Source organism: Bacillus pseudomycoides DSM 12442 (assembly GCF_000161455.1).
GTDB lineage: Bacteria > Bacillota > Bacilli > Bacillales > Bacillaceae_G > Bacillus_A > Bacillus_A pseudomycoides.
The window spans coordinates 2,485,890-2,511,518 of sequence record NZ_CM000745.1; the positions used below are offsets into that span (position 1 = coordinate 2,485,890).

The window sequence follows — 25,629 nt, forward strand, 5'->3', positions numbered from 1 at the left end:
ACCTGGAACATTACTCCCCCCTCTTCCTTTCACATCTTCAATCATCATTGTAACAATCATATCCGGCGCATTTGCATCGAAAGCTGCAAACCATCCGAGTTCTTTTCCATCTGCTTCTTTTGATTCTTTTAGTTCTGCCGTACCTGTTTTACCAGCAAGAGTCATATCATCAATCCTAGCAATTTTCCCGGCACCATCGGAATCATTAATTACTTTTATTAACGCACTTTTTAATATTCTTTGACTTTCTTTAGAAATCACATTCTCTTTCCAATTCTTCACTTCTTTTTGTATCAGATGTGGAGATGGAATATTCCCTTCATTTACAATCGGTGCATATGTTAAAGCTAAATGAAGAGGTGTCATTAATACTTGTCCTTGACCGTATCCTGTATCTGCCAGTTGAATATCGTTTTTTATCCCATCTTTTGCAATGATTGAAATAGGAAATTCGTATTCAATCGGCAATTTTTCATGAAATCCGAACTTCTTAAGCATGCTTTCATACTGATCTTTTCCTATTTTTAAAGCTTGTTGTGCAAAATAAATATTGTCAGAGTACTTCATTGCCTTATCGAAATCAATTGGACTAGCATCTTTCACACGTGTTACATAATAATTTCCCCATGATGAATCTTTTGTCCACTTTAATCCTTCAATTTTAAACTCTTCCGTTGGATTTATAACGTTTGCTTCCAAACCGATTGCCCCTGTAATTGTTTTAAATACAGATCCTGGTACAACTGCCTGTGTGAAACGGTTTATCATTGGATTTTTCAAATCATTATTCCATACTTCACGTTGCGCTTTTGATGCCCCTCTAACTATTATATTTGGATTATAAGCTGGACTACTTACAAGGGCAATTGTTTCACCCGTCTTTGGATTAATCGCTGCACTAGATCCTGCCTCATTTTTCATTTCATTATAGATTTTTTCTTGAATTGAGGCATCAATTGTTAATGTAACATTCTCTCCATCCCTTGCTTCTGTTTTTGCTAAGTTTTTAATCTCTTTTCCGTTCTCATCTTCCATAAATACGCGTCCACCCTTTTCACCGCGCAATTTATTTTCTAAGACTTTTTCTAATCCTGTCTTACCTACTAAATCATCCGCTTGATATCCTTTTTTCTGAAGCAATTTTAACTCTTCTGCATTTACTTCTCCTATATATCCCGTTAAGTGTGCTGCCGCTTCCCCTAATGGATATGTACGGACTTTTACCGGACGAGACGAAACACCTTCCAACGAAATATAATCACTTTGTGTTCGTCCTTCTGGTAAAATACCAATTGGTACATAGGAATCTGGTTTAATCCATTTCGCTGTAAGCTTCTGATCGACTTCTTCGATAGACATATTAAGTAATTGCGCTATTGTTTCTTTCGTTTGTGTTGCAGTATCTCCTAATTTTTCTGGAATAATTCCAACCTCAGTTGCCTTTCCATTCACTACAAGCCCTTTTCCATTTCGATCATATATTTCACCGCGTTTTCCTTGCTCTGTCTGCAGACGGACTTTATAATTTTTTTTCATCCCTGGAAAGATAAAGTCTGGGGTCCAATTTATTTTCCAAGACTTCTTATCTCCATCTTTTTCTTTCACAAGTGTTGCTTCATGTGAAAAAGAAATTTCTCCTCCTGCTGTATCCATACTTACGGTAAAAAGAATGACCTTACTTTCCTTTTTATCTTTACTTACTTTCTCTCTTTTAATTTTTAAATTCTCAACTCCAATACCTTCGTAAATTTTTTCATTTTTCTCTGTAAATTCTTTTTTTGAAATGGATTCTTTTGCGTGTTTTGACAGTTGATCATACATATCTGCAAATTTTTTGTCATTCCATAATTTTATATATGTTTCAAATGCTTGTTCTGAAGTTTCGCCTTTATTGCATCCTACCAATATAAATGTGAAACAAAAGAAAAGTAGTATCCATATTTTTTTCAATTCAAACTTCTCCTTTAAATAAATCAAAATAGCTTAAATAATTCTTATAATCCTTTTTACATGAGTAACTTGCTATAAATAGTGTACATCCGCTCGTTTTCTACTGATTAATATGAACCTGAGATTTAATAATGTTCTATATCTTGGTAACAAAGTTATTATTAAAAACCTGTGAAATAGCAACTATACTAGCTGCTATTCCACAAATTCACCTTAATTCTTTTATTCAAAAAGCTTCTTAATATAAAGTACAACCTTAATAAGCCCGCTCTATCCAGGATTTCACGGGCAATTGAGTCCCACCTAAACTTGTTTGCTTTCGCCGAAATTTGAGGTGAGAGTCTTACTGCCCGCGAATAACTGGATAAACAATATAACTTGGATCCTAGTAATCATTACCTTCCCTACAGAGAACGAAATTTCACTATTACTGATTAGGATTCACTATATTAGTAGTTTCACCATTCATACGTTGCTTTTTCAAGTCAAAGTATATATCTAATATATCCTTTCCAATTAATGAATTAATACCGCCTTTATCATTGTGAACCCAAGGGACTACTACAGAAAATGCTATTTCTGGATTATCATATGGAGCATATCCAACTAATGTTAAATTGTAACACTCAATACGTTCTCCCTTCTCATTCCTTCCAATTTTACTATCTCCTCCATATACTGTCTGAGCTGTTCCTGTTTTCCCAGCTGGTTTATATGGAGCCTTTTGGAAATATTTCACACCAGTTCCATCGCCTTCTTGAAATACCCATCTAAACCCTTCTTTTACTCGATCAATATATTCCGATTTCACATCCACTCGATTTAACACAACAGGTTCTATAGATTGTACAACTTTTCCAATTTCTTCTTTTTTTGTTGTTTGTTCTCGAATCTCTTGGACAATTTGAGGTTGCATTCGGTATCCATCATTTGCAATGGTTGAAATATATTGTGCCAATTGTAGTGGTGTATACGTATCATACTGTCCAATAGAAAAATCTAATAAAAATCCAGGTTGGCTATCTTTTTGTCTTGTTTGTCCAGTTATTTCATTCGGTAAATTAATTCCTGTTGGAACCCCTAAACCAAATTGTTTAAAATAATAACGCATTGTATCAAATGCTGCTTGTTTAATATCCAATGAACTATTTGGTACATAATTCACTCCAGCTATTTGTAACGCTGTATGAAACATGTATACATTAGATGATACTTGTAAAGCTCTTAAATCATTAATATTCCCAAATCCAGATACATTCCATGATTTTTTAACTCTCGTACCTTTAAACTTCATAGGTGCATCATAAAATTGAGTCCCTGGTTGTATAGCTCCTGTTTGGTATCCAGTTAATAAAGTAGCACCTTTTACAGCTGATCCTAACTCATAAGAAGTTACCATGTTACCTAATGCAAAATCTTCTACTTCTACTTTCCCATCTTTTTCTACAAATCTCTTACCAGCCATAGATAAAAGTTGTCCAGTTTTTGGATCCATCATGACAACAAAAGCACGATCCATTAATGGTTCAGAACTCTTAAAAGCTTTTAAATTTTTTTCTATACTTTCTTCTACTTTCTTTTGTAACTCCATATCAATTGTTAAAGTTAAATTGTTACCACTTTTTCCTTTAGAGACTGTTTCCGTTTGAACAACATTTCCTGCTTTATCAATATTATTTTTAACTTCTTCTTTTGTTCCATGTAATACATCTTCATATCGCTGTTCAATATAGCTTTTCCCCACGCGATCGTTCCGATTATATCCGCGGACCAAATAAGAATCTAAGTGTTCTTTTGGCAACCCTTCTTCAGCACTTGTTATATTACCTAATACCGAACGGAATAAATCACCATTTACATAGTTTCGTTCCCAATCAACTGTCGCATCTATCCCTGGGAATTTTGCTAAATTTTCACTTATCCTCGTATACTCTTGCTCTGTCACGTCTTTTTTTATAACTTGTGGTGTCATTTGATAACCAGAACTCATTTTACTTTTAATAACTAACACTTGTAAGTCTTGTGGCGTGAGCTCTCCTAATTCTTCTTCTGTAATGCGTTTTCGTCTTAACTCTTCGATTCTTTTGTCTAACTCTTTCCCTTCTATACCCTTTTCTCTAAATTTTTCCTCTTCTTGCTTCGTGATCTTTGCTTTAGCACGCTTTTTATTTAATTGCATCCAAAAATCTTTTTTATCTACTTCCGTTAATTTATTTATTTCTTCTTCTGATATTTCAAGTATATTTGCAATATCTTTTGCAGTTTTTAAAATGTCTTCAGAGCTTACCCCCTTCAATCTTGTATACGTAATCGTACGAAGTGCTCTATTATCAACAACCTGTTTCCCTTCTCGATCATAAATTTTCCCACGGGGAACTGGTATACTCGTTGTTGCATTTTCATTTTTTTCTACTTGATTTTTATAGGTCTCTCCATCAACAATTTGTACTTTTCCTAGCTGAAAAATAATAGCCGAAAATAGTATAAATACGCAGAAAAATAGGATGTTTAATCGGATAGATATCGATGTCTTCTGCTTCTTTCCTGTTTGCTTTTTCATATATCCTCCATTTTTTAATGAGTTTCATTCAGATTACAGTTTCATATACAAATTCACGCATATGTGTTATTCGATCTTTATACAAAGAAAACTAAAAGGTAGCGGTTCATTCAATTAATAAATTGAATAGATGAAAATGGAATCGTTCCTCTATTTACATAAAGTGAAACTTCCATCAGTGGGCGTTTTCTTCATCCCTCACTGATGGTTAGCCCTCACCTCTCTTCCTCGTTTCTCTCTATCTCTTAAGGCGAGGGGCTTACTACCCGTTAATGCGGGATAAATAATAAGAGAAACTGCATTCAATCATAAGCAGTTCCCCTTATTTTTTATTAATATATCTAAAACAAAAATTAGGCTATTCCTCTATATTACGTGGCCGTCACACCCTATTAATTTTCATTATTTTTTAACAAGTTCAACGTATGAGTAAATAAACGACTATCTCCGGGATCTCCATGTCCTGGTACAATAATATTTATATCGCTGTATTTCTTTTCTACTTTTTTAATTGCCTTTGACCAATTAGATACATATGAACCTGGAGTTTGTACAATCTCTTGCGTATCTAGTGATTTTATTAAACATCCTCCAAATAGGATTTTATACTTTGGTAACCATACTGTTATGTTATCTTGTGTATGTCCTTTTCCTGGATAAAATGTTTCCACGTTTATATCACCAAATCGCATATTATCGCGTTTCTTCAAGTCTCCAAGAGGCTTATCAAAACCTTGTTTCTCTGCTAAATCAGCAGTTAAAGCCGTACTGTGTACCTTGACGCCTTTTTTAGTCAGCGTTTTAATTCCTCCTATACGATCGTCATGAGCATGAGTCACAATTGCTCCTGTGACCTCTTTTGTAGGAAATTGCTTTTTTAGTATTTGAAGCAGTTGATCTGTAAGATCATCATTCCAAGGTGTATCAATTAGTACTAGTCCTTTAGACGTTTCAAGAATTAAACCATTTGCAGGAATACGTGTTCCATTTACCACTCCAATGCTTGTATGCATCCAGACCTTTGGATACAATTGTGAAATGGATACATCTTTCTCTTGATCTTTATTTTTTATTTGCTCTACTTTTTCGGCAGCTTGTACTGGAAATATTGAACTGGCAAATTGGCTAATCCCTAATATACTTGCGCATAGACCTACTTTTAATATCAGTTTCTTTTTCATTTTCATTGCTCCTTTCCTAGCAGCTTACTTCTCTAAAAGCGCTACTACACTTAATAGACAATCCAAATGATAAAGTTGTTCCCACATTTACAAAAAAAATAATAAATTTTAATATAGAATAGAATCTGGGTAAGGGAGGATTTTATGTTACATAAAAAATCAAAGAGGTGGATAATTTTAGCAGTTTTATTCATTTTAGGAGTTATTTTGATGTTTTTATTCAAAACGAGTTTTATTTCGTTTACTATCAAAACTTCTGCAGCTGAAAGGGGAAAAATTATTGACCAAAATGGAGTCATACTAGCCACAAATAAAAAAGTAAAATCTTTGTATTATGTCTATAATATTGATTGTCCAGCCGATCAAGAAGTAGCGAAGATATCAAGTTTTCTAAATCAGTTTTCATCCAAGTTTAACCATAAGATTTCAGTAGATGATATAAATTCACAATTACAAAAATCTTGTAAACATCATGATAAAAATGAAATACGATTACATGCAAACTTAAATGATAAAGAATTCGCATTTATAAACGAAAACAGCTTCAAAAATATAAAAGTAAAAAATGAGTGGATACGTGTTTATCCACATCATGAAATTGCTTCACAAGTAATTGGGTATGTTGACTATGAAAAAAATAACTCGGATTCTAATTATGTTCCTGTTGGTAAAAACGGAATTGAACTTCAATATGAAAACGATTTAAAAGGGAAACCAGGAAAAACTCTCACTTTTAAAATAAAAAATAAAAAGTTCTTATGGAACATACAAAGTCCTCAAAGAGGAAAAGATATTCAGCTAGCACTAGACTATAAACTTCAGCAAAAAACTGAAAAAGCACTAAGATCCCAAATTCAGAAAACCCCTGATGCTACTGCTGGTTATGCTGTGGTGATAGATGTTAAAACAGGAGAAATATTAACTATGGCTAACTCGCCAGTTTTTGATCCAAATATATTCAATACACCTTTATCATCGTCTGAAAAAGAAAACATCCAATTACTTGCTCAAAATAAAACAATCCAAAAATTAAAGTATGGTGATTCCTATGTAAATATGGCATCAACTATAAAGCCGCTTACTATATTAATTGGGTTAAACGAAAAGCTTTTTCAGCCTGAAGATACATATTTAGATAAAGGTCGCTTTCAGTATAATAATCAAAATAACATCACCAATGCTGCTGGAACTCCAACTGGTGAAATTACACCGAGTCAAGCTATCATTAACTCATCAAATACATTTATGACAGCAAAAGTAGCAATTCCACTATTCAATCAAAATAATGGAAATTTAGAAAAAGTGGCAACCGTGTGGACGAGTTATTTAAAACAATTCGGTCTTCGCTCCAAAACTGGGATTGATTTGCCCTTTGAAGAAGAAGGACAATATAAGTTACATGCATCTAGTAATTTTGAAAGTGGGATTTCTGCTTTATTGAATGCTTCTTGGGGCGCAAATGAAGTACACACTACTCTCCAACTCGCTCAATATGCGGCTGCTCTTGCAAATAAAGGGGACAAATACAAACCTCAAATCGTGAATGCAATTATGGAAAACGGTGATAAAAAAACAAAAGAATTTAAACCAATTTTAGAAAGTTCAAATCGTTATCCTTCAAGATTCTGGAATGTTTTACAAAGTGGAATGAGTCAAAACATACAAGAAATTAAAAACTTACCCTTTGACGTTGCTGGTAAAACGGGAATAACAGGTTCGCCGAATGAACAAGAGAAAGTTATAAATCATTCTCTATTTATTTCATATGCCCCTACTAAAAATCCGCATATTGCTATTTCTGTCATTATTCCTGGTGGTAATTCTGAAAGAAATAGTGCAGCACTTGTTGCAGCGGAAATTTTAAAGGAGTGGGATACTCTCCAAAAAGAGAATAAAAAATAAAGAGAAAGGTTCAATAAAGTGAACCTTTCTCTTTTACCATATAGAATCTATACTCTTTATTTTCCACATACCATCATTTTGTTTTTCAAAAATGAAAGAATACTGGATATCTATTGATACATGGTCTTCTTTTACGTAGCCAGTATAACCATTCATTGTAGTTATTTTTATATATCCATCATTCTTCACTTTCTCCGGAATCCATGCTTTTACAGTTTCGTTAGATACCCGATATAAAACGCGTGAATCATGTTTTGGTTGAGTTAAAATTTTTGTTTCTTCACCAACAACAGTAGCATATAAATAACGTTCTTGCTTCGTTTGGTTACTTTCTGCCAATCCACTTGGTATCTTATATAATGTTTTCGTATCATTCACAAATTCTCCCCCCATTGCAAGAGCTACTTGTAAATCATGAAAAATATCATCATCAAACTTCCATTCATTTTTACTATACTTTTCTCCCTTAAAAACAAATTCTTCATCCAATACTCTATATAAATCGTTCTTATTTTTTAAGCTTGTGTTTTGATTTAATTCATCCATAAATTGTTTTAGTGATTGATCTTGATTAGATTCATCTTTCATCTTAACTTCAATTTGAGTGCTACTTTGCACAGGCGGTTCATTTTTTCCAAACCAGAATTGTTGAAAGTTAAACAGCACAGCCGTAAAAACTAGAACAGCTGCAACAGTGAATGTCTTTATACGAAATGGCCTTCTAATTTTAGGGAAACCTTCCTCCCTATTTTGGTATATAGATTGTTTTATTTTATAAATAAATTCCTCTTCGTCTTGAGGCTGTTTCATAGGCCCACCTTTTAATTCTTTATACCAATCCGGCTTTCTATCATTGTTCATAATTCATCCTCCGATAATATTTTTGAAACTCGTGCACGAGCGCGATGTAGCCTAGATTTCACAGTTCCAATAGACACGCCTAATGTTTCAGCAATTTCATCATAAGATAATTCATATTTTGCATCTAGTATTAATACTTCACGATGTTTTTGGGGCAAATTTAATACGGTGTCCCAAACTTCATTCATAGTTTCTTTTTGTAAAAATTGTTTTTCTGCTGACGGATATTCCTTATCATGTCGAAAAAAACTTACTAAAGAAATCCTCTTAAAATAGGAGGACTTTAAATAATTTAAAGCTGTATTCCTTGTAATTTTTAATAACCATGTCTTAACAGAGGACTCATTCCGAAATGAATCCCACTTTTTAAATACTTTTATAAACACCTCTTGCGTTATATCATCTGATAAATGTGTATCTTTTGTAATAATGAATGAATAATTCCATACGTCTTGCCAATGTTCTCTTATAACATTATCAATTTCATCATGATTGCAATTTTCAATAACCTTATGTTCCATCTCAACACCTCAAGCTTATTTGCATAAGCATAAACACCTTTCCTCATGTTTTATAATTGACTCCCTTATATAGACAAGATAAAAGTTTCTTTTGTTCCATTTTCTATTGAAAATCATACGAAAGAGTTCTGTCATCAAAATTCCAAGATACTTGTATGCAATCTTTTAACATTTGACATACGAATTGCTTCTCTTTTTCAAGTGCTCATATATCCAATTCCTTGTATAGAATCTACCATTGCCGTCCAACAGGTTGTATCATGTGGAGATATGTACATTCACACGATATGTGGATAAAATTATCATTTCATGTCTATTTAGCTTAACTTATCTTTTCAAAAATACTGGTAATACCCTATCAACGGCAAGTTAAGATTGAGTCTCCAAAGGATTTTCTCTCATGTTGTTTACATGTTTAATATTATTCGTGTTTGTTTACACATTTACACATACCAAGTGAATAAAAAAGTACACCACTATGTGTGATGTACTTTTTTCATATATTATAAACAAAACATTGATATTAAAAAACTTTATGACACTCCATGTCTTATATTTCACAAAATTTATTTCCTTTTTTGATTAAGACTGCTGATAAGCAGATTTCGATGATTTCACATAATATACCGCATGCTCCGATTTCAAAATATGATCCGGTTTTGGTTTTCCGCGACTTGCTCTATGCCCTGCTAAATGCTCTTCACTTGTCTCCCAGTTTTTCCATGCTTCTTCAGATTCCCAGCGAATCATAACTACGACTTCTTCGTCCCCTCTTCTCACCTTTTCAACAAGAACACTTAAGTCGATAAACCCTTCAAATTTTTCAATAATACCTTCTCCAGAAAAACGCTGAACAACAAGGTCTGAAGTTCCTTCTTTAACTGTAATTGTTTTCGTTTCGATAAACATATATCCCACTCCCTTTGTATGCAAATAAATATATTATTGTTTTATTATAATTGATTTCGATAATCATTTTCAATTAAAACGTTTCAAGCTGATTTTTCTCGAATCGATTCATTGAGAAATTTAAAATACGGAAGGACTATTCCAGCTAAAGAAGTTACACATATGATAGAGCCAATTAATATATATAACGTTCTTACTCCCCATATCTCACTCAATACTCCTCCAACTAAAACACCTAGTGGCATCGCACCCCTTATTAAAAATAAGCGTACCGAAAATACCTTCCCCATCATATCATTTGGCACAGTTTGCTGGCATATTGTCGTGTTATGGACATTAAAAAACGCCATGCATACGCCCGCTACAACTTCAATCATAACTGCTAAAATGATGCTATGATTTAGGCCTAGTGAAATATATGTGATTCCTCCTACCAATAGCGCCCCAAGCATGAGAAGACGTCGACTATGATACTGAACTTTCCCAACAAGTATAGAGCCAATTACATATCCAAGGGGAAAACCTGCCATAAAATATCCATAATCAGCATAACTTGCCGAAAGCTCATCTATTATATATGGAAGGTTGATAACCATCGTTACACCGACTCCAAATTGAACAAATGTGAGAAAAATACCTAACCAAACGATAATGGGTTGTTTGAAATAATAGGTAAATCCTTCAATAGATTGCTTTAACCAACTTTTACGAACAGTTTGAGCTACTCTATGTTCCTGTATAAATAACAGTAAAGTACCACTTATAAATAGAAATAAACAAACGAAAAATAAAGTTAGCTTTACGCCTATAAACTCAATAACAATTCCCCCTAATACAGGGGCTAAAAACATCATAAGACGAACCATACCATCAATATAAGCGTTCGCTGTTTGTAGCTCTTCCCTTGATACAATTGTTGGTGTAATCGCTTGATTGGCTGGTACATAGAATGGGGTGATAAGCCCCACGATTATTTGTACAACACAAATATGCCATGTTTCTATATTTCCAATGATTATCATACATAGAGGGAGTAAAAAAGCTAGCCCACGTGTCCACTGAGATACAATCATAATCCATTTCCGGCTCCACTTATCAATGAAAGGACCGATGACAAGCTGTAAAAGAAGCGATGGGATAAAGTAAAGTAGCCACATGCTTCCTAAGGCCATTTTCGAGCCCGTTAATTGATAAATAAGAATGGAATTACATAGGGTACCAAATGCACCGCCTAATTCAGAAATCGCGCTACCAATCCACATAAAGAAAAACGATCGATTTTTTAAAATATTTCTCCCCATTTTGCACCAACTTTTCTTTTCAGTTCTCCTCCTATTGTGCATATTCTATAAAAGTAAAAGTATTTTATCTTTTACCTTTGATGTACAAATTTATAATTAATGATTTAAATAGAATTCCAACTCTTTCGATATAGCCTCTAATGCTTTCTTTTTCAAAATATACTTTGCATCTTGAATATCAACTAACTTCGCAGATCTTAAAATTTTCAAATGATGATGAATTGTTGACTTCCCAAGATTTAATTGTTCCGTTATCTCCTGCAATGTACGATCTTTTTCAAATAACAATTTTACAATTCTCAATCTTGCTTCATCACCTAAAGCCTTATGTTTATGAACTAAAAAATAACTTGGCTGATATGGATCTTCTGGATGTATACTTTCATTTGCGATTGGATAATGAAATATTTTTGTATCTTCTATATCTGCTTCGATATTCCAAGGTCGATACGTGTATTGTGGAATAAGAAGAACATGATGTACACTTGGCTCTGGAGAATAGGTAACACCGCCTGTTGCCCATTCAACAAATTCTTCGGCATTCATCTTTTCGTTCATTTTACATTTCGTTTCATAGTCTTGTTTTAGTATAAGTGATAGCTTTTCTGCTTCCGGTTCAATAATAGCTTCATACCAGCCTGTCATCACTGCAATGAAATGCTCTTTAAGCATTTTTATATCCGCTTTACAGATGAAATCAATATAAGCAGGAAAAAATGGATTGCTACTTGTTAACTCTTTTAAGTCCTGAACTGCTTTCATCTCTCCATTTGCTGCCTTCCTTCTTTTTTCTTGATATGTATAGCCGACAAATGGAATGCATATATACTTTAGTTCCTCCTCTGATAGCGAGTTAATATACTGAATAAACTCAGATAAATTCATAAAATCCTCTCGATATAATAGCTGTAACAACGCTTTCCACGTGTTATGTTTCTCTACGAAACGTAAATGCTCTATCATTTCCGCTGATAATGATTGTCTTATCTCCTCCCACTCACTTTGAGATTTTTCTAACGTATCAATCAGCCTTTTATGAGTGATCGCCGCAATCCCGAGCGCACACTCAAACAGTAATGAATACTTGATTTGAACGTCATATGTCTCCTTTTTTCTACTTGTCAAATTCAATACTTCCATTGTATCCCTCCTTATTTTGTTATTATTTTAAATTCTATAAATATCGAATTTATCCTTTTATATTTTTAGAATTTTAAACTTTTCAAAAAAGACTCGTAAATTAACATATTGCTCATTATATAAAACCAAGAAAAGGATAGATAAGGCAAAAACATTTATGCCTTATCTATCCTTTTTTGCACTACATATTTAATTTATAATATAATAGAAATACAATAATTCGGAACATTCCCACTAAAATGATATATTTTTCAGGATGGAAAGGACATACAGAATATGAATAAAAACTTAACAAAAATTACAATAACAAGTGGTCTCATTCTTATTTTCTATCATTTTTTTCAATGGTATTTAGTAGAATTTCTTACACCATTTGCTATGCCGTTTTTATCAATAGCAATTCACGGATGGTTTTTCGTAATGTTAATCCTTACGATTATACATGTTATCAAATATAAAAGTTGGAAACCTTTTATTATTCAAATAACGATAATAGTTATTTGGCTATGTACACCATTTACACTAATCTATCTAAAACTAGATTTTATATTCTACAAAGAAAACCGTAAAGAAGTTGTAGAACTTATAAATCGCAAAGAGTTAACTCCTAATATTAATCATGATAGTAGCCAAATTCATTTACCTGAACGATTTGCAGCTACTTCAAAAGGCGGTGGAGATGTACTTATACAGCATAATAAAAATGGTACCTTAGTTTTCTTTTTTACTTATCGTGGTATATTAGATAACTTTTCAGGGTTTATTTACACACCAAATGATATAAAACCAAACAAAAATGATTTTAATAGCGAATATAAAGAAATCACAAAAATCGAGAAAAATTGGTATTATGTCACGTCGTATTAAAAATGATACAAATATTAGAAATACAAAAAGCTAGCATTTTGCTAGCTTTTTAACAATTATAATTATCTATGAATGGGTAGGAACATTCATTTTATAACTAAATTAGCATTTTGCTTCGGAAATTCCGTTTTCAAATAAAAATCCTCGGCTTTCCAATATCTATGTTCAAACTTTAGGAGATTCTTTTGTGTTTCTTCATTTTCACGAAGAAACCTTTGTTCCCTTGGGCAATCCAAATACACCATGTAATCAAAGTATTCTCGCCACTCTTTACGCTGAAGAAATATTCCTTCAATTACAATCACACAAGGATTAGGTATGATTAGCTCTCTCATTTCACAGAAATCCGTTTGATGATCATAGAACGGAATGTTTAGCTGATTTGCCATTCTTAATTTATGAAACAAATGCTGTTGCAACCATTCAACATCCCATTGTAGTTGATAATACTCATACCATTCTTCATGTTTCGTATTATAGCGCTTGCTACGCTCCACAATATGATCATCAATATGAAAAATATGAAATGGAATATCTTTTTGTTTCAATTCGTCTTCTAGCTGCTTGACTAATGTTGTTTTTCCCGAACGACTCAGACCATCTATACCTAGAATAAAACGATTACTTGTATTTTCAGCAATCACTTTTACTAATTCGTTTGAATTCATTATCTTTTCCACTCTTCTTCTAATAATGAATAGATTACAGTATCATGAGCTACACCATTTTGAATCATATATTTTCGAAGTAATCCTTCTTCCTGAAAACCAGCTCTTTTCAGTAATCGATGTGAAGCCTCATTTTCTGTATAAACAACTGCTGCAATCCTTATTAGCTGTAGTGTTTCAAATCCATATGTAAGAATTGCCTGTAAAGCCTCAGATGCATACCCTTTTCCCCAATACGTATCATCTAATTCATAGCCAATTTCGGCTCTCTTATGATTTGGATTGATTAAATGAAATCCAAATGTACCAATTAATTGATTTGTTCCTTTTAGCTCTATCCCCCAGCGTAAAACATTTCCCTCTTCATACCTTTTTCTAAAAGTTTGAATCGTATTTTTCACTTGTTCCGTATTTTGAAAAGAGTCCATACCAAAGTAACGGATAACAGATGCCTTCTCAAAATAATAAAACATTGTTTCAGCGTCTAATAATGTTAATTCCCGTAATTTTAAACGCTCAGTTTCTAAGATTGGAAATCCCATTCTCTCTTCTCCCTCTACTCTAATGAGTTACAAATTTCTATGTAATTACCATCTGGATCAGACACATAAGCAATGGTTTGCCCCCATGGTTTCGTTATTGGCTCCACTAATACTTTTACACCTTCTTCTCTTAATCCCGAAATCGTTTCGTTAACATCCTCCACAACAAATCCAATTTCAAAATTAGAGGATTCTGATTCACCCTTTGGAATTGATAATCCCGTTAACTCTCGTACATCCTCTCTACTATTCATCGCTAAAATTGTTGCTCCGGTATCAAACTCAATGTATGTACCATGTTCGCCTTTTATCGGTAAGCATAAAAGATCTTTATAAAACCGAAGACATTCTTCATATCGCTCCACATATAAAATGACATATTTCATTTTTAAGTTCATTGTAATCCCCCTTTCAAATTCTCTTCTAAAAATTCGACAAAGGACGTAGAAAACCTTGTTTATATGACAGTATTCATAATTATAAACAAAAAAAAGAAGACCGATTTCTCGGTCTCAAACATATTGGCATAAAACAGGAGATTGGTTTGGACATAACCAGTTCATACTTTTATTATATTTTATCTTTTCTGAATTTTAAATATAATAATCAACGATTTATGTTGAGAAACTTTTTTTTACAGGGATGGTTAAATATAATTGCTTGTACATCAATAACTTTTGCTTTTGAATAAATTTCTTCATATAAAGAGATGCTAAAAATGGAGGTGTATACATATGGAACCAATGCTTTGCCCAAGTTGTAAAACAAATCGCACTCGCTTTAATATTCTTGAGCAGCAAATAAAACCAGTAAAATTAAATCCACAAACTGGTCAAATTGAAGAAGAATATACGAACGAAACAATGAATGCTTTTCATATGGCATATCAAGGACCTTCCTATCGTGTCCAATGTGCAGTATGCGGGCTTGTTGAGAACCCAGAACAATTTATTAAACCTGCGCAAAACCAATCATTCTAACACTTGGAAACTTGATTCATATTTCCTAATCCAAAAGGTAACATAAAATCCCTCATTACCTTTTGGATTATCTATCAATTACTCGCTTTTAATCGACCTACTCATCTCTTCATAATGCTTTTTTATTTTTTCTTGGAAGTGACTATATGCCATTTCCACTTGTTTATCCTGCTTCTCAGTTAAATCGTTTATCCTTTTCTCTATTTCATCAGCTAATTGTTGACTCATTTTTTCGTCTTTATGTAGAATTGTAACTGTATGCTTCATAGCAATCTGAACGCTTCTTATATTTTCTTTCGTTTTCCGTTCATATTCATCAAGTTTCATTTTATCACTGACGCTAGCCATATTTAAATCTACTTGAGCTCCACCAGCCTTTAATCTACGACTCGTAATATCTTTTCCTGTTTCTTTAAACTGATCTTGTAACTCTTTTGCATTATTTGCTAGTACGTATTTCCCCTTACTTACTTCCGCGATCTCTTTTAATTGTTTTTCTGCTTCATGATCTACTTGAAATCCAATAATATTCATAATAGGTTTTATGTTTGAATTCGAAACTTTCTGAGCCTCTTCAACTGGATTTCCTCCACATGTTTCCACTCCATCACTTACAACATACATTATATTTTTATCATTTGCTTTTGCAGATTGGAACGTTTCTGTAGATCTTTTAATTGCTTCAGCGAGCGGTGTCCACCCTACCGGCTGAAACCCATCTAATGATTGACGGAGCGTTGTTTGATTATACTTTTGTAAAGTATATACATTTTCAATTGCTCCGCATGAAGCCGTTTTATCCTTCTCATCATTTGATCCTTTATGTCCATATACTCGTAACGAAACATTAACAGCCTCTGGTAAATCAGAAACAAATTGCTGAATTGCCTCTTTTGCAATATCCATCTTCATTTTTCCATCGATTTTACCAGCCATACTCCCACTAGCATCTAATAGTATTTCAATATTATAGTTTCCCCTGTCCTCTTTATTTTTTTGCTCTCCCTTTGTTCCATTGCTTTTCTTTTCTTCATCCTCAACTCTGCCTATTCCTAAAATTTGTAATGGCATTTTATCAAATGGTATAATCTCCTGTTTTAACAAGCTATACATCGTATGTACATATAAGTCCGCTTGCTCACTATTAGATTTATTCTTCAAATCGGCAGATTTTACATTCTCTTCCGTATCATGAGCTACCTCTTTCATAATCGGTTCCGATTCTTTCGATATGTCCAATAACCCCACTTTATACTTCCCGTTATATTTTCCATTCGGATATTTCGTCATTTCTTCAAATGTAACAGGAATAGAATGAACAACCTGTTTTTCATTATCTATTTTCTTACTTTCTTTCTGGCTTACATTCTTGTTCTCTGTTTTCGTTGTTTCTGTTTGTGTACCACAAGCATTACAAAAGATAAAAATGATACATATCAATGTCAGTTTATATACCCTTTGCACATTTCTTCCCCCTAACTATATCCATATACAATTAATCCCATTTACGAATGATTATAACAGAATAATCTTATCTTTCTGAAAAACAAAAAAAAAAAAACAAAATTACATATACTCCTATAAAATTTCCTTACAACTCTTTCTGAAACCAATAAAAACGCCACTTGTTTTCCAAGTAACGTTTTTAATTTTATTCTTCATCTATTCTTTCAACTCACTGTAAAATTACTTCCCCTTTTAATACAACTAATCGAACGAGTACAATCAAATCAATTATTATATGTAGTAGCATGGATGGATAAATGGATCCTATGGTCATATACAATCGTCAGGAACTGTTCAAAGTAACACTCAGTGAAATGAAACTGTACTTTTTTGGAACCTAGTCGTTCACAAAACCTCTTTTTTAAATTTTCGTATCTTCCAAAATAACCTTACAAATACATACACATTTATACACCCGCAAAGCCCCACCACAAGTTTTATCCAAATGGGACTATTGGCTGCTGAAGGTCCTAAGTAATTCAAATACATCCCTAGCATCTCAATGACAAAGATAATTCCAAAAAATCTCATTAAATCCATAAGCTTTTCAATCTTTGTTTCTTTTTCCGAATAAATATCAGGTAATTCATTATCATCCGTTACTTCTTTAGAAAAATAGTGCCATTTCGTAAAGCTTGTGACATGCTTCCAGCCAGACATCTCATATATTTCAATGTATTCTTTTTGATTCATTTGTGAGTTTCGATTATCTAGTTTGAAATCGGCTTTATAAACAACATCCTTCGGCTCCGTTTTCTTAAATGTGTACATAAAATTGTAGTTTTGGAATGCCCAGCCCTTTTGGTGCATTTTTCTTAAATACGCCTCTTCTTTTTCTAGGTTCCACGCCGCAAAAAATTTTAATGTTTTCTTTATTTCCATACTATCTTCACTCCCCTAGAATATTTTCCCCATTTTGAACAGAACGTTGTAACCTTTTAAATTCAAGTTCTAACACGTCTCTACCTAACGGAGTTAAAACGTAACACTTCTTTCTATCTGTAGACGCTACTTCTACAATTAGTTTTTCTTTCAATAACTTTGTCGTGTTCCCATATAACGTACCAGGCCCGAGCTTTACTTCCCCATTTGTCATTTCTTCCACCATCTGCATAATCCCATAACCATGCATAGGCTTTACTAATGACAACAAAATATAATACGTCGCCTCTGTTAATGGAATATATTTCTGCGCTTTCACACTCATTATAACTACCTCCGATACATCGATGTATGATATATCGACTCACGATACATCGTATATCGATATTGTATATCGTATTCCAAATAAATACAACTAAAAACGAAGTTATTTTTTTAGATTTTATATTTATTCTATACAAAAATATTATTATATTAATTTTCAGAAAAATTTGTTAAAATATAACAATACAATTGCCTACTTTTTGAAAGGATGATACCTATGATAAATAAATTAAAAGAAAATATAAGCTCTGTTTTCGTCGGAAAAGAAAACGTGGTTGATTTACTCCTAGTTTCATTACTTGCTGATGGTCATGTGTTACTTGAGGATGTGCCTGGTACTGGCAAAACATTACTCGCTAAGACAATTGCAAAAAGTATTGGCGGCGGATTTTCTCGTGTTCAATTCACTCCCGATGTACTTCCGAGTGACGTGACAGGAATTGAATATTTCAATCCTAAAACGAGTGAATTTGAATTAAGATTTGGGCCAGTCATGACAAATATATTGCTAGCAGATGAAATAAACCGGGCTATGCCTAGAACACAATCTAGTTTATTAGAAGCAATGGAAGAGCGCCAAGTAACTCTCGAAAAACAGTCCACGCCTCTTCCTAAACCTTTCTTTGTTATTGCAACGCAAAATCCAATTGAATCACAAGGGACTTTTCCTCTTCCGGATGCACAGCTAGATCGTTTTTTAATGACCATTTCAATTGGCTATCCTTCTCCAGAAGATGAACTAAAAATGATGCGCCGTTTTCGAAATAACAAGCCTTTAGATGCCATTCGCCCCGTTATAACTTTAGAAGAAATTTTACAAGTACAACAAAAAGCAAAAGAAATATACGTATCTGAATCGTTAGAGCACTATATCATTCAACTAGCCAATGCTACACGAAATCATGATTATATCGCCAACGGTGTCAGCCCGCGTGCAACACTTGCCTTAGTCAGGGCGATACAAGCATTGGCCTTTTTACATGGTCGTGAATACTGTACGCCTGAAGATATACAATTCTTACTTCCTTACGTATGGAAACATCGTCTCATTTTATCAATGGAGGGTGCGCTGCGAACAACAAAACAGAAGTTAATTGAAAGTATTTTAACTGACGTAGACGTTCCTGTGGAGATCGAGCAATCATGAATTATACACGCATCGTAACTGTTCCATTATTTTTCCAGCATCATATTATTAAATTAACAATTCCAGTAGCTCTATTTCTAGCCTTCTATGTACCTAGTTCATTTTTAGTTTTTCCATTTTTGTTTTACTATTTGTTTGCTTATTTTATTTATCGATATACCGCTTATATAGATCGACACTTTCAAATTATCGATAAAAAACAAACATCACGTTTATTTCCCGATGAAACAGGAAATTTATCGATTCATTTGCAAAATAAAGCAAAACTTCCTTTAGTAAATGGAAGTTGTTTTTTACATATTAACCCAACCTTAGTTCCACATACGACTACTGGCGTTGAGCAAATATCTAAAACTTTATTTTCCTTTCGATTTTCACAACCTGCAAAGTCAGAACAAAAATGGGAATTATCGTTTACCGCTACAAAACGTGGTGTTTTTAAAATTGAGCAGTTTGAATGCATTATAGGTGACCCATTTCATATCATTCAAGTTCATCTACCTACTGTAGACAAATTGAAGACTGAAATTATTGTTTACCCTACGTTAAAACGTGTTGCAGGTTTACAGGAGATACATCAATTGGCAATCGGTACTTATAAAACAAACTTTTCCTATTTTCATGATGAATCCTCTATTGTTGGCATAAAACAATATGAAAGAGAATCATTCCGCTCCATTCATTGGAAAGCATCTGCTAAAATGCAAAGTTTACAAGCGAAACAATATGAAGCGATAAAAAATTACAGCTGGACAATTTCTCTTTGCTTAGGAGCAGATCGTGGGTTTGGTTGGAAAGAAAATATCGAGGATCTTATTTCTTACACGACGTATTTATGTCAATTTGCAACAGAGAAAAATATTCCTTTTGAATTATTTGTTAGCATATTCACTGAAGAAGGCCCTTTACATCTCGCATTAAATGAAGGTCATGTACAATATGCGAAAGCATTAGAAGAACTTGCCCGAATTTCAGAGGATAGTACTTTACTCCCTCGTGAAAGTTTCCTGCACTATTTGAATAGGAAAAAAGAGCGTTCCTCAATACTATTTTTTGTCGGAATAAGAAAAGCTAATTTACCAAATATGATGCAGCAAACGTATCTCATCACTGATGAAGGGACGGTGGAAGAACTTGAAAACTTGGCTCCATTATATTAATGATTTTATCCTGTTACTCCTTCTTTGTATGCTAACAGAACGAGGAGCAATTGTTCACATCGTACTCTTCCTGACTATTAGTTTTATTTGCATTATTTTCATCAATAAAATAAGGGTTAATAAACGAACCGCCTTGCTTGTTCTCTTTTTCGTACAAATTATACTTTGTTACGCATTTTCTATTTTCTCTATTGTCAGTTCCATCTTACTTCCGTTTTTCTTTTTTATCGTACATGCAAGAGAAGATATTACACCATATCATAAAATGCTAGGTGCCTTTTTATGGTTCATTGTCTCCTTTATTCTTCATGCGATGAAACTGCCTTCTATATGGGAACTCGGACTATTCGCTCTGTTTATTTTGCTGTCGCTTTGGATTACAAGCTATAACAAAAATCAAAAATTAGTTCGTTTTATATCAATCGCAGTAATAGGCACAGCTAGCCTTTTATTCTTGCCGTTGATCCCTTATATACGTATTGTTCTCTCATATCTTTTATACTGGGTATCACTTGGTTTCGGATATGGCATTGAAGCTTTATTATCTATCACAAATCCGAATGATGCTACAGACGCGATAGAAAAGCTAGGCGGTTCCAGTACAGACATACCGCCAAGTGAAAATTATAACCCTTTTGTTGCTCAATCCATTACAGCTACCTTGATCGGTCTATTTGCCGTATTTGTAATTTGGAGGCTTTACAAAAAAAGAAAATCATTTCATTTAGGAAACATCTCCTTCTATAACCCTAACATAACTATTACAGAGGAGGGGATTTTACAAAAACAAAGACGAATTACACGTCCACCTACTAATGCCATTCGCAAAGAAATTTTCAAACTAGAAAAGAAATTAAAACCACCTTTAAACAGAACTCGTGGTGAAACAGTTGACGCATGGATGGAACGGATTCAAAGAGAAGAAGATGTCTCTATTCAATTCGATACAATTATAGAAACGTACAATGCCGTACGATATGCTGATCAAGAGAATACTGCACTCTTTCAGCAATTTAAAGAAGAGATAAATAAACTTTACACCTATCAAAAGATGTTAAAAAAGAAGAAAAAATAAAACCTCGATAACTCCCTTTTAGAGTAATCGAGGTTTTACCTATCGTGCTAAAATCCTTATTTATTATTCACTTGTTGTCCATCGTAAACTTTAACATCTAATGGTGCTGTCAAAAATTGATTTGCTTTACTAACAAAAGAAGTAAAATGTTCACTCGTATTGTGGCTAGCAACCGCTTCTGCATCTTGCCAAACTTCTACCATTGTATATACATTTTCTTTTTCAGTATCTTTATATAAATCATATGATACGTTTCCACTTTCTTCTCTTGAACCATGAATCAACGGTTGAATTTCTTCTAAAAATGCTTGTTGTTTTGCTGGATCCACTTGAAATACTGCGTGAATGATAATCATAGTGCTTCCCCTCTCATATTCTACGTATCTTTATAAAATTACTTCCACTGAGCAATTTTATCAATCGGCAGACGAACTGATTTGTATCCACTATCAGCTGCTTTTCCAATTGAAATCAACATAACTGGTACATAACGGTCTTTATCTAATCCGAAAGCTTCTGCAATTTTGTCCTTCTCAAAACCACCAATTGGACATGTGTCATATCCATGAGCGCGAGCTGCCAGCATAAATTGCATTGATGCAAGGCCACCATCAATTAATACTGTATCCTTCATTACTTCTGGTGAAACTGAAGAGAAATACGCAGAAAGCTTTTGCATTTGAGCTTTTTTCACTTCAGCTGGCATAAGCCCACGTTCAACCGCTGTGCCATAAATCTCTTCTGCATTATCAAAGTTTTGTAAATCACCAAATACAGCGATCATTGCTGAAGATGTTTCTACTTGAAGTTGATTGAATTTCGCAAGAGGTGCAAGCGTTGCTTTTCCTTCTTCACTATCGATTACAAGAAAACGCCAAGGCTGCATATTTACTGAAGATGGTGCAAGTGTTGCTTCAGTCAGAATTTCTGTCATTTCTTCTTTACTAATTTTCACAGCTGGGTCGTATTTACGAATTGAACGACGTCCTGTTAAAATTTCTGTAAAATCATTGATTTTCGTTACGTTATTCATAGATGTAATCTCCCTTTTTCAATTTTATATTTAGATTTCCTGAATATTTGCTTCAATGCGATTTAACATATTTAAAAGGTTATCTCGCTCTTCTTCACTTAAACCTTTTAGCGCTGAAGCTGCAAAACGCTCTTTCTCTTCTTGAAAGGCATGAATTTTATTTCGTCCATCTTTCGTAAGAGAGACTAAAGTAATCCTGTTATCATCTGGATTTTTACGTCGTGTAATCATCCCATTTGCTTCAAGCTGTTTTAAATGCCTTGTAATCGCAGCATTATCAATATTCACTTCTTTTTGAAGTGCTTTTTGACTAATTTCATCTACTTCATATAACTGAAGTATAAGCTCAAGCCTAGATTGACTCATACCTGTACAACCTTCAAACTTTGAACTCACTTCTTTATTAAGAAAGTGTAATTTATATAAAATAATCGCTTCCTTTGAACATGAATTTGTCAATTTACCCCTCCTTTGCAAAGGCAACACATAATTATTTGACATATCAATAATTGATACATCAAATAATATACCCGATTAAAATTTTAAATGCAACCATTTTGTTTTTCACTTATTTATTTTTTGCCTACATAAAAAAATAAAACCTCTTTCCTTTTACAAAGAGGTTTTATTCATTCCGCTTAAATTATAAATTTCTCTCTAACAATATTCCCACCTGTTCTGCAATTACACGTGATGGTTCATTTCATTCATTCGTGTATTCGTGCACAAATCATTTAAAAATGTGTAATTATGATAAATCGCATGTATATAAGAAGTGAAACTTTAATATCAACCTCATTAGTAATCTTACCTTGCCATTTTTCCAAAATTAAGTATTTCACCAGATTACAAATAAGGAAAATTTCCCTATAATAGAAATATCATGAAAGACTGGAGAGTGATTGTAATGCGGCAATTTATTACGAAAAGAAATGAGAAAATGAACATGAAAAACGAAATGAGGATTTTAATACATGAAAACAATAAATATAGGGATTGTAGCGCATGTAGACGCTGGAAAGACGAGTTTGACTGAGCGTATTCTTTATGAAACTAATGTGATTCAGGAAATCGGTCAAGTAGATAAAGGAAGCACACAAACAGATTCGATGGAGTTAGAAAAGCAACGTGGTATTACAATTAAAGCATCTGTCGTTTCATTTTTTATAAATGATCTGAAGGTAAATGTAATTGACACACCCGGCCATGCGGATTTTATTGCCGAAGTGGAGCGATCTTTTCGTGTTCTAGATGGAGCCGTTTTAGTTATATCTGCAGTTGAGGGCATTCAGGCACAAACCAAAATTTTAATGAGAACTCTGCAGAAACTGCGCATTCCGACCATACTATTCGTCAATAAAATTGATCGGAGTGGTGCCCAAACTACTAAAGTGATACAACAAATACGGGAAATGCTTACCAATCAAGTACTTCCATTATATAAAGTGAAAAATGAAGGGACAAAAGATGCATGTATGATTCAAAATGAAGTACATGCTGATGTATATGATGAATATATTGAACTTCTAGCAACACATGATGAATCGTTACTTGAATCCTATGTAAATGGCGAAGTATTAACTACAGCCACTTTAAGAAATGAATTATGGGATCAAATTCAGCATGCAACTGTATATCCAATCTTTTTCGGTTCGGCAATGACTGGAATAGGAATCACTGAATTACTCGAAGGTATCTCAGTAATGATTCCCAAAAATAATTGTGACAATGATATAAATACACCTTTATCTGGGATTATTTTTAAAATCGAAAGAGAACTTACCGGGGAAAAAATTGCTTACGTACGAATATTCTCAGGCTGTTTACACGTAAGAAAATATGTTGATATTAATCGAAAACAAAGTGACTTAAAGACCCTTTCACACAAAGAAAAAATCAAAAAGCTTCATATATTTCATAATGGAAGTGCTATTCAATCCCCTACTGTTGGAACGGGAGAGTTTTGTAAAGTATGGGGGCTTAGCGACATTAGAATCGGTGACGTGATCGGTGAATGGTCAGATAAAATGAAAGATATTCACTTTGCAGAACCTCAAATGGAAGCTGCAATTGAAGCACGGCCAAAAGGGGAAAATCACAACCTATATCAAGCACTCGTAGAACTCTCAGAAGAAGATCCACTTATAAAAGTAGTGAAAGATGATATTCACAATGAAATCTATATTCGGCTTTTTGGTGAAGTTCAAAAAGAAGTGATTGAAACAACTTTACAGGAAAAATATAATTTAAATGTTTCTTTCTCAGACACAAGAATTGTATGTATAGAAAAACCAATTGGAATCGGAAATGCACTAGAAATAATGGGTGAAAAGAATAACCCTTTCTATGCAACAATTGGTTTTCACATGAAGCCTAGTGCACCAGGTTCTGGTATCACTTATAACTTAGAAGTCGAGCTTGGCTCATTGCCTTTAGCATTTCATAAAGCCATTGAAGACACTGTATTCCAAACGTTAAAACAAGGCTTATATGGATGGGAAGTCACTGACATTGCCGTAACATTAACCCATACCGGTTATGCAAGTCCCGTAACGACAGCTGGTGATTTTAGAAAACTAACACCTCTTGTCTTGATGGATGCTTTAAAGCAAGCTGGAACAAATGTATACGAACCAATAAATGAATTTGAATTAACAGTACCAACAAATTCAATTAGCACAGCAATGTATAAATTATCGGCAATACACGCTACTTTTAAAGACCCTGTACTGCATAACAATTCCTTTTATTTAACAGGAACTCTGCCTATGGCCAAAACGGAAAATTTTAAGCGCGGCCTACATTCTTTCACTGAAGGCGAAGGTGTTTTTATCGCTAGATCTTGCGGATATAGTAAAATCGAATCAAATTTCCCGTCGCGAAAACGAGTAGATTATAATCCACTGAATCGAAAAGATTATTTACTACATGTGCTTCGTGCTTATTAAGTGAAGATACTAGCATGCTCTGTTGTTCCCATAATCAACCTCCTTTTATACTAATTTGTTAAAAGAAAACAAATTTATCAACTTGAGCATATAAAGTAAAACTTTAATCAGTGGGGGGTCTCCATCCCCCACTGATTATTAGTTGAACCAATCGGGCTTTTACGGACAGTTC

The 25,629-nt window shown here is 33.6% G+C and carries 23 protein-coding genes and 1 pseudogene; 7 read left to right on the plus strand and 17 right to left on the minus strand.

The annotated features are described in order from the left end of the window. The 3 genes from BPMYX0001_RS12410 to bla all read right to left on the minus strand — a co-directional run. On the minus strand, positions 1–1,950 hold a 1,950-nt coding region (locus BPMYX0001_RS12410; protein WP_033798946.1), incomplete at its 3' end, for a penicillin-binding transpeptidase domain-containing protein. 427 nt (positions 1,951–2,377) lie between these two features. Next, on the minus strand, positions 2,378–4,510 hold the full coding sequence (locus tag BPMYX0001_RS12415) for a peptidoglycan D,D-transpeptidase FtsI family protein (RefSeq protein WP_006095169.1): 2,133 nt from the start codon (positions 4,508–4,510) through the stop codon (positions 2,378–2,380). Positions 4,511–4,902: 392 nt separating this feature from the next. Next, a complete protein-coding gene (gene bla, locus BPMYX0001_RS12420; RefSeq protein ID WP_033798947.1) occupies positions 4,903–5,691 on the minus strand; it encodes a subclass B1 metallo-beta-lactamase in 789 nt (262 codons plus the stop codon). A 144-nt stretch (positions 5,692–5,835) separates the two neighbouring features. Between bla and BPMYX0001_RS29435 the strand changes: the two are divergent. After that, a pseudogene (locus BPMYX0001_RS29435) lies at positions 5,836–7,615 on the plus strand (peptidoglycan D,D-transpeptidase FtsI family protein). An 11-nt stretch (positions 7,616–7,626) separates the two neighbouring features. Here the strand turns inward: BPMYX0001_RS29435 and BPMYX0001_RS12430 are convergent. The 5 genes from BPMYX0001_RS12430 to BPMYX0001_RS12450 all read right to left on the minus strand — a co-directional run bounded on the left by BPMYX0001_RS12430 (position 7,627) and on the right by BPMYX0001_RS12450 (position 12,325). Next, entirely contained in the window at positions 7,627–8,454 is an 828-nt protein-coding gene (locus BPMYX0001_RS12430) for an SH3 domain-containing protein (RefSeq protein WP_018765771.1), read from the minus strand. Then, entirely contained in the window at positions 8,451–8,975 is a 525-nt protein-coding gene (locus tag BPMYX0001_RS12435; protein ID WP_003198341.1) for an RNA polymerase sigma factor, read from the minus strand. Before BPMYX0001_RS12435 ends, BPMYX0001_RS12430 begins: the two co-directional genes overlap by 4 nt. A 582-nt stretch (positions 8,976–9,557) precedes the next feature. Beyond that, positions 9,558–9,884 (minus strand): antibiotic biosynthesis monooxygenase family protein, encoded by a 327-nt coding sequence (locus BPMYX0001_RS12440; protein ID WP_033798948.1) that lies wholly within the window; start codon positions 9,882–9,884, stop codon positions 9,558–9,560. Positions 9,885–9,967: 83 nt separating this feature from the next. Then, positions 9,968–11,185, minus strand: coding sequence for an MFS transporter (locus BPMYX0001_RS12445; protein ID WP_006095173.1), 1,218 nt, complete (start codon positions 11,183–11,185; stop codon positions 9,968–9,970). 96 nt (positions 11,186–11,281) lie between these two features. Then, positions 11,282–12,325, minus strand: coding sequence for an ArsR/SmtB family transcription factor (locus BPMYX0001_RS12450; RefSeq protein ID WP_006095174.1), 1,044 nt, complete (start codon positions 12,323–12,325; stop codon positions 11,282–11,284). A 276-nt stretch (positions 12,326–12,601) separates the two neighbouring features. Between BPMYX0001_RS12450 and BPMYX0001_RS12455 the strand changes: the two genes are divergently transcribed. Continuing rightward, the gene (locus BPMYX0001_RS12455; protein ID WP_003198335.1) at positions 12,602–13,192 is read left to right on the plus strand and encodes a hypothetical protein; all 591 of its coding nucleotides are present in this window, start codon (positions 12,602–12,604) and stop codon (positions 13,190–13,192) included. Between the two features lie 86 nt (positions 13,193–13,278). Here BPMYX0001_RS12455 and BPMYX0001_RS12460 read toward each other — a convergent pair whose 3' ends face one another. Genes BPMYX0001_RS12460 through BPMYX0001_RS12470 form a run of 3 tightly spaced genes read right to left on the minus strand, consistent with a single transcriptional unit; the run spans position 13,279 to position 14,800 of the window. Further along, a complete protein-coding gene (locus BPMYX0001_RS12460) occupies positions 13,279–13,860 on the minus strand; it encodes a kinase (RefSeq protein ID WP_006095175.1) in 582 nt (193 codons plus the stop codon). Continuing rightward, positions 13,860–14,402 (minus strand): GNAT family N-acetyltransferase, encoded by a 543-nt coding sequence (locus BPMYX0001_RS12465; RefSeq protein WP_006095176.1) that lies wholly within the window; start codon positions 14,400–14,402, stop codon positions 13,860–13,862. The genes BPMYX0001_RS12460 and BPMYX0001_RS12465 overlap by 1 nt, the downstream gene beginning before the upstream one ends. A gap of 14 nt (positions 14,403–14,416) precedes the next feature. Then, entirely contained in the window at positions 14,417–14,800 is a 384-nt protein-coding gene (locus BPMYX0001_RS12470; protein WP_006095177.1) for a VOC family protein, read from the minus strand. A 336-nt stretch (positions 14,801–15,136) separates the two neighbouring features. Here BPMYX0001_RS12470 and BPMYX0001_RS12475 point away from each other — a divergent pair, with 336 nt between their 5' ends. Further along, positions 15,137–15,382, plus strand: a complete 246-nt coding sequence (locus tag BPMYX0001_RS12475) for a hypothetical protein (RefSeq protein WP_003198313.1) — start codon at positions 15,137–15,139, stop codon at positions 15,380–15,382. A gap of 78 nt (positions 15,383–15,460) precedes the next feature. On the opposite strand, the gene BPMYX0001_RS12480 is transcribed toward BPMYX0001_RS12475, so the two are convergent. The 3 genes from BPMYX0001_RS12480 to BPMYX0001_RS12490 all read right to left on the minus strand — a co-directional run bounded on the left by BPMYX0001_RS12480 (position 15,461) and on the right by BPMYX0001_RS12490 (position 18,095). After that, entirely contained in the window at positions 15,461–16,846 is a 1,386-nt protein-coding gene (locus BPMYX0001_RS12480) for a VWA domain-containing protein (RefSeq protein WP_050774407.1), read from the minus strand. Between the two features lie 387 nt (positions 16,847–17,233). Beyond that, positions 17,234–17,770 (minus strand): DUF2812 domain-containing protein, encoded by a 537-nt coding sequence (locus BPMYX0001_RS12485; protein ID WP_006095180.1) that lies wholly within the window; start codon positions 17,768–17,770, stop codon positions 17,234–17,236. A 7-nt stretch (positions 17,771–17,777) separates the two neighbouring features. Then, positions 17,778–18,095 carry a PadR family transcriptional regulator gene (locus BPMYX0001_RS12490; protein WP_006095181.1) on the minus strand — a complete coding sequence of 106 codons (318 nt, stop codon included), beginning with the start codon at positions 18,093–18,095 and terminating at the stop codon, positions 17,778–17,780. Positions 18,096–18,311: 216 nt separating this feature from the next. On the opposite strand from BPMYX0001_RS12490, the gene BPMYX0001_RS12495 reads away from it, so the two are divergent. From BPMYX0001_RS12495 to BPMYX0001_RS12505, 3 genes are read left to right on the plus strand one after another with little or no spacing between them, the layout of a single operon-like run. Continuing rightward, a complete protein-coding gene (locus tag BPMYX0001_RS12495; RefSeq protein ID WP_006095182.1) occupies positions 18,312–19,241 on the plus strand; it encodes an AAA family ATPase in 930 nt (309 codons plus the stop codon). Next, on the plus strand, positions 19,238–20,401 hold the full coding sequence (locus tag BPMYX0001_RS12500) for a DUF58 domain-containing protein (RefSeq protein ID WP_018780737.1): 1,164 nt from the start codon (positions 19,238–19,240) through the stop codon (positions 20,399–20,401). Before BPMYX0001_RS12495 ends, BPMYX0001_RS12500 begins: the two co-directional genes overlap by 4 nt. Further along, the gene (locus BPMYX0001_RS12505) at positions 20,376–21,476 is read left to right on the plus strand and encodes a DUF4018 domain-containing protein (protein WP_033798949.1); all 1,101 of its coding nucleotides are present in this window, start codon (positions 20,376–20,378) and stop codon (positions 21,474–21,476) included. Before BPMYX0001_RS12500 ends, BPMYX0001_RS12505 begins: the two co-directional genes overlap by 26 nt. Positions 21,477–21,532: 56 nt before the next feature. On the opposite strand, the gene BPMYX0001_RS12510 is transcribed toward BPMYX0001_RS12505, so the two are convergent. The 3 genes from BPMYX0001_RS12510 to BPMYX0001_RS12520 are packed head-to-tail and all read right to left on the minus strand — an operon-like array spanning position 21,533 to position 22,968. Next, complete coding sequence (locus tag BPMYX0001_RS12510; protein WP_006095185.1) at positions 21,533–21,832, minus strand: putative quinol monooxygenase; 300 nt, start codon at positions 21,830–21,832, stop codon at positions 21,533–21,535. Between the two features lie 38 nt (positions 21,833–21,870). Then, positions 21,871–22,509 carry a nitroreductase family protein gene (locus tag BPMYX0001_RS12515; protein ID WP_006095186.1) on the minus strand — a complete coding sequence of 213 codons (639 nt, stop codon included), beginning with the start codon at positions 22,507–22,509 and terminating at the stop codon, positions 21,871–21,873. A gap of 30 nt (positions 22,510–22,539) precedes the next feature. After that, positions 22,540–22,968: a MarR family winged helix-turn-helix transcriptional regulator gene (locus BPMYX0001_RS12520; protein ID WP_003198290.1), complete on the minus strand. Its 429-nt coding sequence runs from the start codon at positions 22,966–22,968 to the stop codon at positions 22,540–22,542. Positions 22,969–23,483: 515 nt separating this feature from the next. Here BPMYX0001_RS12520 and tet point away from each other — a divergent pair. Beyond that, positions 23,484–25,457, plus strand: coding sequence for a tetracycline resistance ribosomal protection protein (tet, locus tag BPMYX0001_RS12525; protein ID WP_006095187.1), 1,974 nt, complete (start codon positions 23,484–23,486; stop codon positions 25,455–25,457). The last annotated feature ends 172 nt before the right edge of the window (positions 25,458–25,629 follow it).

Excerpts from the sequence above, each read along its gene's own strand:
- BPMYX0001_RS12415 (WP_006095169.1), bottom strand. The coding sequence starts at position 4,510 with ATGAAAAAGCAAACAGGAAAGAAGCAGAAGACATCGATATCTATCCGA.
- bla (WP_033798947.1), bottom strand. The coding sequence starts at position 5,691 with ATGAAAAAGAAACTGATATTAAAAGTAGGTCTATGCGCAAGTATATTA.
- BPMYX0001_RS12430 (WP_018765771.1), bottom strand. The coding sequence starts at position 8,454 with ATGAACAATGATAGAAAGCCGGATTGGTATAAAGAATTAAAAGGTGGG.
- BPMYX0001_RS12435 (WP_003198341.1), bottom strand. The coding sequence starts at position 8,975 with ATGGAACATAAGGTTATTGAAAATTGCAATCATGATGAAATTGATAAT.
- BPMYX0001_RS12440 (WP_033798948.1), bottom strand. The coding sequence starts at position 9,884 with ATGTTTATCGAAACGAAAACAATTACAGTTAAAGAAGGAACTTCAGAC.
- BPMYX0001_RS12445 (WP_006095173.1), bottom strand. The coding sequence starts at position 11,185 with ATGGGGAGAAATATTTTAAAAAATCGATCGTTTTTCTTTATGTGGATT.
- BPMYX0001_RS12450 (WP_006095174.1), bottom strand. The coding sequence starts at position 12,325 with ATGGAAGTATTGAATTTGACAAGTAGAAAAAAGGAGACATATGACGTT.
- BPMYX0001_RS12455 (WP_003198335.1), top strand. The coding sequence starts at position 12,602 with ATGAATAAAAACTTAACAAAAATTACAATAACAAGTGGTCTCATTCTT.
- BPMYX0001_RS12460 (WP_006095175.1), bottom strand. The coding sequence starts at position 13,860 with ATGAATTCAAACGAATTAGTAAAAGTGATTGCTGAAAATACAAGTAAT.
- BPMYX0001_RS12465 (WP_006095176.1), bottom strand. The coding sequence starts at position 14,402 with ATGGGATTTCCAATCTTAGAAACTGAGCGTTTAAAATTACGGGAATTA.
- BPMYX0001_RS12470 (WP_006095177.1), bottom strand. The coding sequence starts at position 14,800 with ATGAACTTAAAAATGAAATATGTCATTTTATATGTGGAGCGATATGAA.
- BPMYX0001_RS12475 (WP_003198313.1), top strand. The coding sequence starts at position 15,137 with ATGGAACCAATGCTTTGCCCAAGTTGTAAAACAAATCGCACTCGCTTT.
- BPMYX0001_RS12485 (WP_006095180.1), bottom strand. The coding sequence starts at position 17,770 with ATGGAAATAAAGAAAACATTAAAATTTTTTGCGGCGTGGAACCTAGAA.
- BPMYX0001_RS12490 (WP_006095181.1), bottom strand. The coding sequence starts at position 18,095 with ATGAGTGTGAAAGCGCAGAAATATATTCCATTAACAGAGGCGACGTAT.
- BPMYX0001_RS12495 (WP_006095182.1), top strand. The coding sequence starts at position 18,312 with ATGATAAATAAATTAAAAGAAAATATAAGCTCTGTTTTCGTCGGAAAA.
- BPMYX0001_RS12500 (WP_018780737.1), top strand. The coding sequence starts at position 19,238 with ATGAATTATACACGCATCGTAACTGTTCCATTATTTTTCCAGCATCAT.
- BPMYX0001_RS12510 (WP_006095185.1), bottom strand. The coding sequence starts at position 21,832 with ATGATTATCATTCACGCAGTATTTCAAGTGGATCCAGCAAAACAACAA.
- BPMYX0001_RS12515 (WP_006095186.1), bottom strand. The coding sequence starts at position 22,509 with ATGAATAACGTAACGAAAATCAATGATTTTACAGAAATTTTAACAGGA.
- tet (WP_006095187.1), top strand. The coding sequence starts at position 23,484 with ATGAAAACAATAAATATAGGGATTGTAGCGCATGTAGACGCTGGAAAG.